11 protein-coding genes are annotated in these 15,413 nt (G+C 51.1%); 9 read left to right on the forward strand and 2 right to left on the reverse strand.

What is annotated here, in order from left to right:
* The first annotated feature begins 22 nt into the window (after nt 1–22).
* From AC6I1V_RS14860 to AC6I1V_RS14900, 9 genes are all read left to right on the forward strand, one after another.
* Complete coding sequence (locus AC6I1V_RS14860; protein WP_497737160.1) at nt 23–475, forward strand: protein MobC; 453 nt, start codon at nt 23–25, stop codon at nt 473–475.
* Nucleotides 476–504: 29 nt separating this feature from the next.
* On the forward strand, nt 505–1,110 hold the full coding sequence (locus tag AC6I1V_RS14865) for a recombinase family protein (protein ID WP_497737161.1): 606 nt from the start codon (nt 505–507) through the stop codon (nt 1,108–1,110).
* A gap of 168 nt (nt 1,111–1,278) precedes the next feature.
* Nucleotides 1,279–4,803, forward strand: coding sequence for a helicase-related protein (locus AC6I1V_RS14870; protein ID WP_497737162.1), 3,525 nt, complete (start codon nt 1,279–1,281; stop codon nt 4,801–4,803).
* A gap of 8 nt (nt 4,804–4,811) precedes the next feature.
* Entirely contained in the window at nt 4,812–7,589 is a 2,778-nt protein-coding gene (locus AC6I1V_RS14875) for a DUF1156 domain-containing protein (protein ID WP_497737163.1), read from the forward strand.
* A 20-nt stretch (nt 7,590–7,609) separates the two neighbouring features.
* Complete coding sequence (locus AC6I1V_RS14880) at nt 7,610–11,002, forward strand: DUF499 family protein (protein ID WP_497737164.1); 3,393 nt, start codon at nt 7,610–7,612, stop codon at nt 11,000–11,002.
* A 368-nt stretch (nt 11,003–11,370) separates the two neighbouring features.
* The gene (locus tag AC6I1V_RS14885) at nt 11,371–12,033 is read left to right on the forward strand and encodes a dual OB domain-containing protein (RefSeq protein ID WP_178643636.1); all 663 of its coding nucleotides are present in this window, start codon (nt 11,371–11,373) and stop codon (nt 12,031–12,033) included.
* Nucleotides 12,020–12,616: a DUF488 domain-containing protein gene (locus tag AC6I1V_RS14890; protein ID WP_178643638.1), complete on the forward strand. Its 597-nt coding sequence runs from the start codon at nt 12,020–12,022 to the stop codon at nt 12,614–12,616. Before AC6I1V_RS14885 ends, AC6I1V_RS14890 begins: the two co-directional genes overlap by 14 nt.
* Nucleotides 12,617–12,624: 8 nt before the next feature.
* On the forward strand, nt 12,625–13,062 hold the full coding sequence (locus AC6I1V_RS14895; protein ID WP_178643640.1) for a DUF488 domain-containing protein: 438 nt from the start codon (nt 12,625–12,627) through the stop codon (nt 13,060–13,062).
* A 16-nt stretch (nt 13,063–13,078) separates the two neighbouring features.
* Complete coding sequence (locus AC6I1V_RS14900) at nt 13,079–13,519, forward strand: hypothetical protein (RefSeq protein ID WP_178643642.1); 441 nt, start codon at nt 13,079–13,081, stop codon at nt 13,517–13,519.
* Nucleotides 13,520–13,552: 33 nt separating this feature from the next.
* On the opposite strand, the gene AC6I1V_RS14905 is transcribed toward AC6I1V_RS14900, so the two are convergent.
* Complete coding sequence (locus AC6I1V_RS14905) at nt 13,553–13,858, reverse strand: protein MobC (protein ID WP_178643644.1); 306 nt, start codon at nt 13,856–13,858, stop codon at nt 13,553–13,555.
* A gap of 145 nt (nt 13,859–14,003) precedes the next feature.
* On the reverse strand, nt 14,004–15,230 hold the full coding sequence (mobV, locus tag AC6I1V_RS14910) for a MobV family relaxase (protein WP_178643646.1): 1,227 nt from the start codon (nt 15,228–15,230) through the stop codon (nt 14,004–14,006).
* Nucleotides 15,231–15,413 lie beyond the last annotated feature (183 nt).

The raw sequence follows: 15,413 nt of genomic DNA on the forward strand, positions 1-15,413 counted from the left end.
CAGGCCGAAGATATAGCCCACTATGCTTCACTTGCGTGAAGCGTGGGCGACCGTCCCGCTCGACCGGAAAAACAAAACACCAATCCGGGGCATGGCCCCGGCGAACCACAGGAAAAGCACCATGACCATTACCGCGACTCAGTTGAAGGAAATCAGACAGGAATTCGCCACTCTCAAACCCGCTTCCGTCACACTGGAGGGGAACAGAGCCATGTCCGTCAAAGAAGCCGTCTTTGCTCTGGCCCCGACACTGGAACGGATGAGAAAGCGCGGCTTCGATACACAGGAGATTGTCGAACGCCTGCACGAAAAAGGCATTGATGTGAAGTCCCAAACTCTGACCAAGTATCTGACCGAAGCCAGACGGCAACGGGAAGGGCGAAAGTCAAAGAAGCAAGACACACCCCCGCATCCTCCGAAACGCGAACAACGCTCTAGCTTCATTGCTCCTGATATACCCGATGATGAACTATGAACATAAATCCACTGAGAGGAGAAAATCTTATGGCAGAAACTTACGGATATATTCGCGTATCCAGTACAGATCAGAACGAGAGCCGTCAACGCATCGCCCTTGAGCGGCAAGCCATCCCGTCAGACCGCATTTTCATGGATAAACTGTCGGGCAAGGATTTTCAGCGTCCACAATATCAGGCTATGCTAAAAAAGTTCAGGCAGGGTGACCAGCTATGTATTACAAGCATTGACAGGCTTGGCAGAAATTACGAGGAGATTCTGGAACAGTGGCGGGTAATTACCAAGGAAAAGCGCGTAGACATCTTTGTGCTGGATATGCCACTGCTGGACACACGGCGCGACAAAAACCTGCTCGGCACCTTCATTGCCGACCTTGTTTTGCAAGTACTTTCCTTTGTGGCTCAGAACGAACGGGAGAATATTCGCAGCAGACAGGCTCAGGGGATTGCGGCAGCCAAGCAAAGCGGCGTGCGGTTCGGGCACGCGCCACGACCGCTTCCCCCAAATTTTCCGGAAACATATACCTTATGGACAGAGGGTGCCATCTCGACATCGGAAGCGGCAAAACGTTCCGGCATGGCTCGTTCCACATTCCGCATTCGTGCGGAGTTATTCAAAAAAAATTGTCCATAATATGTCGATAAAGTGTACTTGGCCGCCACCCGTTTTTTTTACTTCTAGCACTCTTTTTTAGACGGTAAAAACAGCTTAGTCAACGTTATTGGACTGTCGCAGACAGCAGAAGTTCCCTTGGCGGCCAAGTACACTTAACTGCCACCTCCTCCGGGGTGGCAGGAAGTGGTGCGACTCGAAGATATTACAAGCGGAAGTCTTGTTCTTGGCATTGATCCACATGAGGCAGTCACCATTGTGGCAGTCCAGTGGTACGGCAACGCCGTTCTGAATCTTACCTACAAAAACAGCCGGGGCGATCTTGGCAATCGTATCCTCTATCGTGAAGATGAAGGGCAACTAGCGCTTCAGGACGCCTCCCTGCCGTGGAGTTTTGACGCCGACGGAGCAAAGCTCCGCCTCGCTTCGGAAGCATGGCGTATACACTACGCCCATCTCTTCGACCCGTATCTCGCCGTCCATACATCAGATGTGGAGCCTCTTCCGCATCAGATTTCCGCCGTTTATCAGGAAATGCTGGGCCGACTGCCCCTGCGTTACGTTCTTGCGGACGACCCAGGCGCGGGCAAAACCATCATGACCGGCCTCTTTGTCAAGGAACTCCTTGCACGCGGCGACCTCAGGCGCTGTCTTATCGTCAGCCCCGGCAGTCTTGCGGAACAGTGGCAGGACGAACTCTTCCAGAAATTCCATCTGCGCTTCGAGATCCTCACCAATGACCGTTTTGAATCCGCCGTTACGGGGAACGCCTTTAACGAAACGCCGCTGGCCATCGCCCGGCTCGACAAACTGGCCCGTAACGAAGCCATTCAGGAAAAACTGAAGGCTACGGACTGGGATCTTATCGTCTGCGACGAAGCCCACAAAATGTCAGCCACGGTCTGGGGCGGCGAAGTCAAAATGACGCGCCGCTTCCAGCTTGGCCGCCTGCTTTCCGGCATCACGCGACATATGCTTCTACTTACGGCAACCCCGCACAACGGCAAGGAAGAAGATTTTCAGCTCTTCCTCTCGCTGGTGGATCAGGATCGCTTCGGCGGCGTGGCCCGTACCGGCTCGCAGGCTATCGACATCTCCGATGTCATGCGCCGCCTTGTCAAAGAAGAACTGCTCAAGTTCGACGGTTCGCCCCTCTTCCCTGAACGCCACGCCGTCACGGTGAACTACAGCCTTTCCCCCGAAGAAGCCGAACTCTACGAGGCTGTGACCGCCTACGTTCAGAACGAATTCAATCGCGCCGACAATCTGAACAACGAACGCCGCACCACCGTGGGCTTCGCGCTCACCGTGCTCCAACGGCGTCTCGCGTCTTCTCCCGAGGCCATCTATCAGTCTCTGCACCGCCGCCGCGAAAGACTGGAAAACCGTCTCAGTGAAGAGCGGCTCGGCCAGCGTGCCCGCGACTGGAACGAACTGCGTAATCTGAACCTTACGGACGAATTCGACGATGACGACCTGACTTCCGCCGAGCTGGAAGACGCCGAAGAACGCGTAGCTGTCAAGGCAAGTGCCGCGACTACCATCACGGAACTGGAAGCGGAAATTGCCACGCTCAAAACGCTGGAAGCCAAGGCCAACGCCGTCCGCACCAGCGGCAGAGACCGCAAATGGGAAGAGCTTTCCTGCCTGCTGCAAGACGAAAAAGGAATGTTCGATGCAGAGGGATTCCGAGAAAAGCTGATCATTTTTACCGAACACCGCGACACGCTCCGTTACCTCACGGACAAGATACGCTCTCTGCTCGGCAATGACGACGCCGTGGTGGTCATCTATGGTGGAATGCTGCGCGACGAGCGCCGCAAAGTGGAAGAACGCTTCAAGCAAGATAAGGAAGTTCGTATTCTTATCGCTACGGATGCTGCAGGCGAAGGCCTCAACCTTCAGCGTGCCCATCTCATGGTGAACTACGACCTGCCGTGGAACCCCAACCGTCTTGAACAACGTTTCGGCCGTATCCACCGTATCGGCCAGACGAAAACCTGCTGGCTCTGGAACCTAGTGGCTTCCGAAACACGCGAAGGCGCGGTGTTTCAGCGGCTTTTTGAAAAGCTGGAGCAGGAAAAAGAGGCACTGGGTGGCAAGGTCTTCGACATTCTCGGTAAAGTCTCGTTCAACAACCGTCCCCTACGCGAACTGCTTATTGAAGCCGTGCGCCACGGCAGTGACCCCGACGTGCAAGCCCGACTCAATCACGACATGGATATTGCCTTCGACCCGCAAGCACTGCTTCAGCTGCTGAAGGAACGCGCCCTTACCGAAGACGTGATGAACATCCGCACGGTCAGTGTCATCCGCGAGGAAATGGAGCGCATGGAGGCCCGCCGCCTCCAGCCGTATTTCATCGAGGCATTCTTTAAAGAAGCGTTCCGCGAACTGGGCGGCCGCATGTCGGCCCGCGAGAAAGGTCGTTGGGAGATACTCTCCGTTCCCTTCGCCATCCGCAATCGAGACCGGCAGATAGGTCATATCGAGCCGGTGCTCAACCGCTACGAGCGCATTTGCTTCGACAAGGCCTATCGCAATCTGCCCGGCTCTGTACCTGCAGCACTCATCTGTCCCGGGCATCCTCTGCTTGAAGCCATGATCGACATCATCCGCGAACGATCTGGCGATCTGCTTAAACGCGGCGCCGTCCTTATCGACGACAGCGATCCCGGAGATTCCATGCGCCTCCTCTTCTACATTGAGCACGCTATTCAGGACGGCACTGCCCTGCCCGATGGTAGCCGCCGCGTCATCTCGCGCAATATCCATTTTGTGGAGATGGACGAACACGGCACAGCCGCAAACGCAGGCTATGCGCCGTACCTCGACTACCGCCCAGCCACACCTAAAGAGCTGGACGCCGTTCTTGCCCACGCCCACAAGCAGCCATGGCTGACGCGCGGCGTGGAAGATGCGGCCATCGGCTATGCCCTGGGCCATCTTATCCCCAAACATCTGAAAGACGTGCGCGAACGCCGCGAAATCATGATCGACAAGACGGAAAAGGCCGTGCGCGAACGTCTTACCGCCGAGATTCGCTACTGGGACTACCGCGCCGGAGAGCTGAAACAGCAGGAACAGGCCGGGAAAATCAGCAACAACCTGAACTCCCAAAAGGCCGCCCGCCGCGCCGAAGAACTGGCCGCCCGCCTGAAGCAGCGTACGGACGAGTTAGCGGCAGAACGCCTGATTTCGGCTCAGCCGCCCGTGGTCATCGGCGGCGCGCTGGTCATTCCTGCCGGACTGCTGGCTAAACTCACGGGTCGTCCGCTTCTTGATGCATGTTCTGGCCCCTGTGCGGATGCGCTTGCCCGCAAGGCTGTAGAGAAGGCTGCCATGCAGGCTGTGATGGACATCGAAAAAAGCCTCGGATTCGCCCCACGCGACGTGAGCGCCGACAAGTGCGGCTACGACATCGAATCCGCTGTGCCGGATGCCCTCGGTAAAGGAGAATCCAGCCTGCGCTTTATCGAGGTGAAAGGTCGCACCGCCGGAGCCACCAGCATCAACATGACCTTCAACGAGATACGCACAGCTTTGAACCAGCCGGAGCAGTTCATTCTGGCTATCGTTGCAGTGGACGGCCCGCACACCCGCACGATCTACCTGAAAAAGCCTTTCCACAATCCCCCGGATTTTTCGGTGGAAAGCTCGAAGTTCAACATTGCCGCTCTTATCGAGAATGCGGAAAAGATATACGAGGGATAGTAAGTAGTATGGCTCAGATAAAAAAACTCATTGAAGTCGCGCTTCCGCTGGACGCCATCAACGCCGAATCTGCTCGGGAAAAATCCATCCGCCACGGGCACCCTTCTACACTGCATCTGTGGTGGTCGCGTAAGCCTACGGCAACAGCCCGAGCAGTGCTTTGGGCTTCATTGGTAGATGACCCGTCTTCGCACCCGGAACTTTTTCCCACAGAAGAAGCGCAGGATGCAGAGCGTCAGCGCCTGCATGCCTTACTTGCCCGCCTGGTGAAATGGGAGAATTCCAACGACGAAGACCTGCTGAACGAAGCCCGCGCCGAAATAAGGAAATATATGGGCGAAAAACCGTTGACTTTCCTTGACCCCTTTGCGGGCGGAGGGTCCATTCCGCTTGAGGCGCAGAGGCTGGGGTTGGAAGCCCATGCCCACGACCTGAACCCCGTGGCAGTGATGATAAATAAGGCCATGATAGAGATTCCCCCGCGTTTTGCCGGGCAGTCTCCGGTGAATCCTGATGCCCGAACCAAGCTGGGTAGTGACCGTTCGTGGAGCGGAGCTAAGGGGCTTGCCGAAGACGTGCGTTATTACGGCGAATGGATGAAGCAGGAAGCTTTCCGTCGCATCGGTCATCTATACCCGAAAGTTCATATACCACCAGAACAAGGCGGCGGGGAGGCTACCGTTATCGCCTGGAAATGGGCCAGAACCGTAAAGTGCCCGAATCCGGCCTGCGGTTGCGAAATGCCGCTGGCAAGCTCCTTTGTACTATCGAAAAAGAAAGGAAAAGAAGCGTGGGTGGAGCCGCAATTTGAAGACGGAAAAGTAACATATGTCGTACATCTTGAAGGTAAAACGAAAATAGAAGGGACCGTTAACCGCCAAGGAGCGGTGTGTCCATGCTGTGGTACTGCCGTACCTTTCAGCTATATCCGGGAGCAGGGCAAGGCAGGGGCCATGTCAGCCCAGATGATGGCTGTGGTGGCGGAAGGAAAAAACGGGAGAATTTATCTGTCGCCGAATTTGATTCAGGAAGAGGCGGCGGCTGTGCTGAGGCCTAAAACATATCCGGATGGGGAACTTTTTGGAAAGGCCGCTGTCAGTGTTCCTCTGTATGGCATGAAAGGTTTTGCCGACCTTTTCACTCCCCGCCAGCTTACGGCCCTGACTACATTCAGTGATCTGGTGGCCGAAACGCAGGAAAAAGCCACACAGGATGCCCTAGCCTCAGGTATGCTAGACGACGGCAGGGGGCTGGATGAAGGCGGATGCGGCGCAACGGCCTACGGCCAGGCCGTGGGCGTGTACTTGGCGTTTATCGTAGACAAGTTGGCGGATTACCATTCTTCCATTTGTTCATGGAATGTTCCAAGGGATAATATAAGAAATACTTTTGTCCGCCAAGCTATTCCTATGACTTGGGATTATGCTGAGGCAAATCCTTTCTGTAATTCATCGGGTAGCTTTGGAAATATGCTGGAATGGGTCTTCAAAAGCTTATTGGAATTTCTGTCGACTATAACAGGAACGAGTATTCAGCGAGATGCACAGACGGACTGCGGTCTGCGGAACCTCGTCATTTCCTCTGATCCTCCGTATTACGACATTATGAGCTATGCTGACCTGTCCGATTTTTTCTATATCTGGATGCGGCGTTCGTTGAAGAGTACCTATCCTCGTCTTTTCCGCACCATGTTGGTGCCCAAGGGGGAAGAACTGGTGGCCACCCCCTATCGCTTTGAAGGGAGTAAGGAAAAGGCTCGAGATTTTTTTGAGGGCGGTATGGTTCAGGCTTGCCGACAGTTCTACCGCTATGCGAGGGAAGACGTGCCCGTTACCATTTATTATGCCTACAAACAGAGCGAAAGCGACGAAGACGATAATGCTTCGCAGGCTTCTACCGGCTGGGAAACCATGCTTTCCGCCATCATTAAAGCAGGCTTTGCCATTACCGGCACTTGGCCCATGCGTACAGAAAGAAATAATCGTTCCAACGCGCTGGAAACAAACGCTCTTGCTTCATCCATCGTGCTTGTCTGCCGTAAACGGCCGGAAGAGACCCCTTCCTGCTCACGACGTTCCTTTATTGCTGAGCTCAAGCGCGAACTCCGCGCAGCCCTGAAGAAGCTACAAACCAGCAACATCGCCCCAGTGGATATGGCGCAGGCCGCCATCGGTCCGGGTATGGGCGTGTATTCCCGCTACGCCAAGGTGATGGAGGCCGACGGCTCTGCCATGGGCGTCCGTACCGCTCTGCAGGTCATTAACGCCGAGCTCGACGCCTACTTTAGCGAACAGGACGGCGCGCTGGATGCCGAAAGCCGCTTCTGCGTCGATCTCTACACACAGTTCGCCTTCAATCATATGAAGTTCGGCGAGGCCGACGTGCTGGCTCGCGCCAAGAACACTTCTGTGGAGAAGCTGGCGTCCATGGGCCTCGTCTATGCCGAAAAGGGCGTCGTTCATCTGCTGGAACGCACCGAACTACCGGAACTCAAAGTCTCGCGCCTTACGGCGGATCGCTGTCTGTGGATGATCACGCAGTACCTTATTCAAAGCATGGATACTGGAGGCATCGAAGCATGCGCCCGGCTCGTGGTAGAATTTTCCGCCTCTGCCGAGCGTGCCCGCGACCTCGCCTACCGCCTCTTCTCCCTTGCCGAACGCAAAGGCTGGAACGCCGAGGCTTATGCCTATAATTCCTTTGTGGTCGCATGGCCCGACATCCAGCAGAAAGCCGCCGAACTGCGCGCCGCCCGTCGTACAGCCAAGCAGGGTTCTCTTATCTGACAAACGCCTGAGAGTGAGATATGTCTAACAATAACGAACTCGTTTTCAAAGGTTTCCGCCATCTCCTGAAGGCTTTTGCTCCCTATATCTGTGCAATACTCAAAATTGAGTACGGGACAGACTGGTGGCGTGTTGCGGTCATGGGCAAACTCTGGGATGAGCAGAAACGCGACCTCCCCGAAGACGGCCCTGAACAAAAGCTTGTCGACTCGCTGGACATCCAGCGTTGTCTTATCCTGTTTGACCTGTACTGGGGCGAAGTGTTCCGCAAACGCCTCTCCATTGACCACCGTACTTGGGCCAAGGAACTTGTGGGCGTGCGCAACAAGCTGGCCCACATCGGCGCGCAGGACTTCAACGACAGTGATACGTGGCGCGCACTCGATACCATGTCGCGCCTCTGCGAACAGATAGACCCGGAGCTCACGGAAGAGATACGCTCCCTACTCCGCGAGTCCCGCTACGGCTCTTCTGCTGGTTCCACCACGGTCACAGCGCAGGCTGTACAGGCCGCACCCAGCCCTGTCAAAGCAGAGGGGATGCTCACTGTGTCGCCGTCCGGGCTTCCCTGCTGGCGCGACGTTATCGAACCGCATCCCGACGTGGCGCAGGGCCGCTACCGCAATGCAGAGTTCGCCGCCGACCTAGCGCAGGTGTCACGTGGCGAAGGATCCTTTGAATACCGCGACCCAGTGGAATTTTTCGCCCGTACCTACGTTACCGAAGGCATGTCCGGCCTGCTGGTACAGGCTTTAAAGCGTGTTTCCGGCAAGGACGGCGAGCCCGTCATCCAGCTCAAAACGGCCTTCGGCGGAGGCAAGACCCATAGCATGCTCGCGCTGTATCATCTTCTGCGCGGCATGGTCTCGCTGGACAAGATTCCCACAGTGCGGCCCGTGCTGGAGCGGGCCGGACTCGCCAGCCTACCGAAAGTCCACGCCGCCGTACTGGTCGGCACGGCCCTCGACCCCAGCCGCAGTAAGCGTCCTCAGAATCTGCCCGGCATCACCATCAATACGCTGTGGGGCGAAATGGCCGCCCAGCTCGCGCTTTCCGTCGGCGACCCGAAACTGTACGACTTCGTGAAAGAGGCCGACAAGAAGGGCATCTCGCCCGGCTCGGAATCGCTCAAAAATCTTTTCGACGCCTGCGGCCCCTGCCTCATCCTTATGGACGAACTCGTGGCTTACGCCAAGCGCATCTATGGCGTGAACGGCCTGCCAGCCGGATCTTTCGATAATTTCATTACCTTTATTCAGGAAATAACAGAAGCCGCCCGCGCCAGCCGCAACAGTCTGGTGGTGGCCTCCATCCCGGAATCAGATATCGAGGTGGGTGGGGAAGCTGGTAAAACCGCTCTGGAAGCCATTGAGCATACCTTTGGGCGCATGGAAGCCATCTGGAAGCCCGTGGCTGCCAACGAAGGTTTTGAAGTGGTTCGCCGCAGGCTTTTTTTGGATTGCAAAAATCCTTCCGCACGCGAAATGGTATGCAGCCATTTCAGCGCCATGTACCGGGAAAATCCAACTGATTTTCCTCTGGAAGTCAGAGAAGTGGAGTACAGGAACCGCCTGCTGGCCTGTTATCCCATCCACCCGGAAGTATTTGACCGTTTGTATGAAGACTGGGCCACGCTGGAGCGTTTTCAGCGCACACGCGGCGTGCTGCGCCTGATGGCCGCCGTCATTCATGAATTGTGGATGGGCAGCGATGCGGGGCTGTTAATCATGCCCGGTTCCCTGCCTCTGGACGTGTCAGCCGTGCGCGACGAGCTGACGCGTCATCTGCCGGAAGGCTGGAACAGCCTTGTGGACAGAGAAGTAGACGGCAAGCGCTCCATTCCCTGGCAGCAAGATAAAAATGTTCTTCGCTACGGCAAGACTCTGGCCTCACGGCGAGTAGCCAGAACCATCATGTTGGGCAGCGCCCCTACAGTGAGGCAACAGAACGTGCGCGGCATAGAAGCCTCACGCATACGACTCGGTGTGGTGCAGCCCGGCGAGCAGATTGCCGTGTTCAATGATGCGCTCGGTTCTTTGCAAAACAGCCTTGCTTACCTGTACACGAACCCTTCAGGAGATCGGTTTTGGTATGATACCAGGCCGACGCTACGAAAGACGGTAGAGGATCGTGCGACACAGTTCTCGGCTTCTGAAGTGGAATATGAGATAGAACGCCGCATGAAAAAATTGCGACTGGAACCTCCATTTAAAGGTATACATATTTGCCCTGCTTCCTCATTGGACGTGCCTGACGACCAGACTGTCCGCTTGGTGATACTCAGCCCCAGCGAGACAGTGACGACTTCATCTCATGGCTGCACAGCCTTGGATATTGTTGAAAAATTTTGGGAAAGCCGGGGGAATTCTCCTCGAATTTTCCGTAATATGCTGGTCTTTCTTGCTCCTGACCAAACATCCATGTCGGCATTGGAACAGGAAACCCGTCGCTATCTGGCGTGGCAGTCCATTAAAAATGACAGTCAGGACTTAAACCTTGATGCTGCACAAAACAGAGAGACGGAAAACAGCCTCAAACGCAGTGATGAGACTGTTGAGCTACGATTGAACGAAACATGGTGTTGGCTTCTGACTCCGGCCATTACTCGCTCTGACATGAAAAATGTGGAATGGGAAAAAACAAGGCTCAGCGGCTCTTCAGAGGGAATTATAAGCCGGGCCGGCAAAAAGCTGCTGGAAAATGAAACTGTAATAGACAAGTGGGCTCCTGCGCTTTTGCTGATGGAGTTGGACAGCCTACTTTGGAAAGATGCAGACAGCCTGCAAATAAAAAAATTATGGGAGTATCTCTGCATCTACTGCTATCTGCCGCGTCTTTCCGATTACAGCGTACTTGAAAAGGCCATCCATGAAGGTGTGCAGGAAAAAGATTACTTTGCCTATGCAGCTGGCGTAAGTGAAGGGCGGTTTATAGATTTGAAATATGCCCAAAAGGCGTCTATAGATCGCAGTGGCTTCATAGTTCGTAAAAGTGCAGCAAAGAAGCAACTCGAACTGGAACATATACAAAATAATCCATCACCTTCTGGATTTGTTACTGATGCGGGAGTTTCGAATCCTCATCCTTCCGTGCAACGGGAAGGCGGGACACCTTTGACTACGGAGCGGACGGGCACAGAGCCCTCCACCTCTCCATCGCCCCTGTCTACGCCCAAAAGTATGCGATTTTTCCTCTCCGCACCCTTGGACGATACCCGCGTTAATCGAGACGTACAGCGTATCCTTGAAGAAGTTATTTCTCAGCTCGCAGCAGACAATGGGGTTACGTTGAGTCTGCGGCTTGAAGTGGAAGCTGGTGCCTCAAAAGGCTTCTCGCAAGAGACAATACGGGCAGTATCCGAGAATTGTCGGACATTGAAAATCAAGGAATTTGGCTTTGAGGAAGAAGAGTAGCTTTGCTTTTGAAATAATTACCTTCTTGGCCTTATTGTGAATTGTTGTAATCAAGCTAATGCTTTCAGCGTCCAACGGCGTCCCTAGAGGTTTTTTGAACTATTTTTATTTTTGAGGTACTTTTGTAGGTATTATCTTTTTGTATATATAAAAATATTTTTAATTTTAGTATGTTATAATTTAAAATTTATCCCCTTGGGGACGCCAAATGAAATCAAAGGGTTACATGAAAATGTAGCCCTTTTTTCGTATGTGGGGCAAATCTGCCCCACGCTCTGCCCCACAGATTTGGAAAATTTTTTGAAAACTATTATGATAGCCCCAAAAGGGGCGTTGAGGGAAAGAACTATAGAGTATCAGAGGGGAGCATGCTGAAAAAATTTGTCTGCTTAGCAAAATCGGCTCGCGAGGGTGGCTTCTGCATCGCAGGAAAAGAAATTCTTGCTAATGGCGGTATCGGCAACTGGTTTCGTCCAATAGGCAGCAGTGAAGAAGCTTTGCCCATTGCAGATTGCACATTCAATATCGGGAATGTTGTTGCTTGCGAGGTGAGTAATCACGCGCCTAGCCCTACGCAACCAGAAAATTATAAAGTTGCCTTAAGGCCAAACTGGCAAGTACACGGTGTCTTTCCAAAGCAAAATATTAATTTGTTAGTTGATTCCCCATTATCTCTCTGGAGTACCGGATTTAATTGTTCTTCTCGTCATGGGATGAATGATAGAGTATCTCTGAATACTCTTTATAGAGTAAATAATTCACTATATTTTATTAGAATCGCAGGTGGAACAGTTATAAAAAAGGATCAGAGTGATGAAGAACGTCAAAATACTAAAATTAGGCTTGCATTCTCATACAAAAATAAAGATTATTCACTTGTGGTAACAGATCCTGCTTTTACCGATTATTACTGGAACACTTTAAAACTTGGCGAATCAACAGAAATAGGTTCATGTTACCTTACTATTAGTTTAGGCAAGCCATTTAATAATTATTGTTATAAACTGGTTGCAGGTCATGTCTCTATTTAATTTATTCACGATCGGTTATTCAGGGTTTGCGATCGAAGATTTTATCGCTGTATTAAAAAAAAATTCTATTGGCGCACTTGTTGATATAAGGAGTTCCCCCTATAGTTCACATTTTAAAGACTATGATATTACAAATCTAAAATGTTTACTTAATAAAAACATGATATACTACTTATTTTTAGGCAATGAACTTGGAGCGCGACCTAACGACCATTCCTTATATACGAACAGAGTCGCGGATTTTAGTAAGATGGCAGAATCAGAACTTTTCATTGATGGCTGTGCACGAGTTAGAGAAGGTCTTAATAAGTTTTCCATATGCTTGATGTGTGCTGAAAAAGATCCGGCAACCTGTCATAGAGCAATTTTGGTTGCCAATAATTTTCGAAATATATATCCAGAGATCAAGATTTTTCATATTCATTCACAGTCAAAAATTGAGCCACAAGAAAAATTGGATAGACGAATAATGTCTATGTATAAACTGGAACAAGAAAATCTTTTAAAAGATGAGGCAGAAAGACAAAAGGAGGCTTATTTATTGCAGGAAAAAAAAATAGCCTATAACCTTGAAAGCGAATGAGGGAACAAATGTCCGTATTGTATACAGTCGGTTTTTCTGGAAAAGATGCAAAAACATTTTTTGAACTTTTAAAATTAAATAATGTTCAAACATTACTTGATATTCGTTTGAATAATGTATCACAGTTGTCTGGATATACTAAAAAAAATGATCTTGCTTATTTTTTAGACAAAATATGTGATATAAAATATAAACATCTACCAATACTTGCTCCAACTAAAGAAATTTTGGATGCTTATAAAGCGAAAAAAATATCTTGGAATGATTATGAAGCGAAATATATACATCTTATCAATGAAAGAAAAATTGAAAATGAGCTAAAAAATATAGATTTTAATAGGGCTTGTTTGCTATGTAGCGAAAAGTCTGCCGAACAATGTCATAGGCGGCTAGCAGCGAATACAATTAGAGATATGTTTATGGTTGAAAAGGTTATTCATTTATAAAAAAGGAGTAATGTTTATGATCACACAAGAACGTATGGTCCAATTTGAGTATCTTCTTTTACAGATATTGCATTTTGTAAAATTTGAACTATCAGTACGTGATGCTGGAATATGTGCTTTTTTTAGTACTGCAGATCAATACGAAAAAAGAGAACCAACCATTAGAGATATGGTAACGCGTTCTTGTAAGGCAAATATTGATATATTCTATAATTCAGTCAACGCTCTTTTTTCTGGTGACAATACGCTATTTAAAGTTAAATATTATACATATATGCCAATAAATTGGCATAAAAAGATGGATGAAACATGCAATAAATTTATAACATCCGGCATTAATCCACCAGCCGAATCTTCTGAGAAATATGTGCAGCTTATCAAAAGATTTACAAAGAGTTCCCAAGATGAAAAGCGTATGATTATTAGAGCGCTATCCGAAACTCAAAGCAAATCGTAATCGATATTGGCGGCTATGACTGCGGCTTTAGCTTTAGCGCAATGAAGGCGGCGGGGGCGTGTCTTTCTTTTGGTTTTTCTGGCCTTCCCGCTGTCGTCTGGCCTCGGTCAGATATTTGGTCAGGGTTTGAGGTTTCACTTCAATCCCTTTCTCGTGCAGGCGTTCGACGATCTCCTGTGTGTCAAAGCCGCGCTTTTTCATCCGCTCCAGCGTCGGGGCAAGGGTAAAAATGGCCTGCTTCACGGTCATGGCGCGGTTTCCATCCAGTGTGACGGCGGCGGGCTTGAGCTTGGCGAATTCCTGTCGGATTTCTTTAAGTTGGCTGGCTGTGATGGTCATGGTGTTTTCTCCTATGATTGACGGGGAATACCCCAGGATTTGGCTTTTGCCTTTGGCAGTCAAGCGGCACGCTTGCCCACTCCTTGCGCCAGCAAGGTATAGTGGGCTATATCTTGCTGCTGCGCCAAGATTTTCGTCAGATTCCTCAGCGCATCCTCATGCCACGCGGGCGGTTTGGTTTTTCGGCCTCTTGCGGAATTTGCCGTTCACGCTCCGCTGCTAATCTGGCCTGTTCCCGGTTACGGGCATTCATTTTCCTTTCGCCCTCTCGCTGAAGCTGAAATTCCTGAAAACGGATATAATTGCCGGAGAGCTGAATAAACTCTTGCATATCCGTCAGTTTCAGGTTTGCCTTGTCTTTTTCTCGTGCCATGTGCGCTTTGAGATCTTTATTTTCTGATTCCAGGGCCAGAATTCTGGACTGTGCCATCCGCACAGCTTCATGCGCCCTGTCGCGCTCATACAACAGGTTTTGCGCCTGCTGTTTTCGCATGTCCCGTTCTCGGGCTACTTCTTCCTTGTCGGAAAGGGCTTGTTGGTACGCATTCAGTTTTTCCTGGGCATGGACGAGCACTTCTTTAAAATTGAAGAAGTTCACGGCAGGCAGTTTGGGGCCATTTTTTAATTTGGCTTCGGCTTCAGAAATTGCCTTTTTCCTGCTTTCATTTTCTTCCTCAAGAGAGGTTTGTTGCGCTTCGGCAAGTTCAATCTGTTTTTGGAGGTCAAAAAGGATTGCCTCCAATCGGGCTGCATCCTGCCGCATGGCGGCTATCATTTCCTGCTGTTGCTTGAATTCCCTGGTATCCAGATGTTTTTTTGCCGAGCCTTTTTGCTGCTCCACGCCGCGCTCGATCCGGAAACCACATTTTTGCAGATGCTTCGGCAATTCATCCTGCAATTTTCTGAGCGCGGTTTTGGTATAAATATCCTTGGCACAAAGCCTGCCGTCCGACGTCACCGGCACATGGAGGAAGTGCATGTGCGGCGTTTTTTCGTCCATGTGCACCATTGCGGAGATGACGTTTTCCTTGCCGACAAAATCTGTGAGATAGGCTGTGGCTTCCTCGAAAAAGCGTCTGGTTTCATCGGCATTGAGTTTGTCAAAAAATTCTTTGTCCGAACTGACAACCAGGCCGCACATATGAACCGCATCTTTTCTGACAGCCTTAACCATGAGCAGGTCGTCAATGCGATTTTGAATGGTTTCGGCATAACTAGAGGAGCTATTGTCGCATAGGTCGTAGTTTCCCACGCTCCGGCTGTAATCAATGTCGGGGTTGGAATGGCTTTCGCGTTCGCGCCGGTTGTGCGACTGAATGCCGCGAATGGCGTCTTTCTTGAATTTGTCCATATGCAAGACGAGGAGTGACATTGTTTTCTCCGTTTTTTTTGGGGGGGGGCGACGTGGGCACAGGGGCGAGGCAAGGGATAACAAGAAAAAAGCGCGTCCACCTTTTTTTCGTGCCCACCTTTGATTTCTTACAGGTGGGCGTAACAAACAGATGTCGCATGGGCTTTTGCCCACCTGCCCACCATGCCCACGCAATTTTTGGAT

The organism is Bilophila sp. T19-St14 (assembly GCF_059728385.1).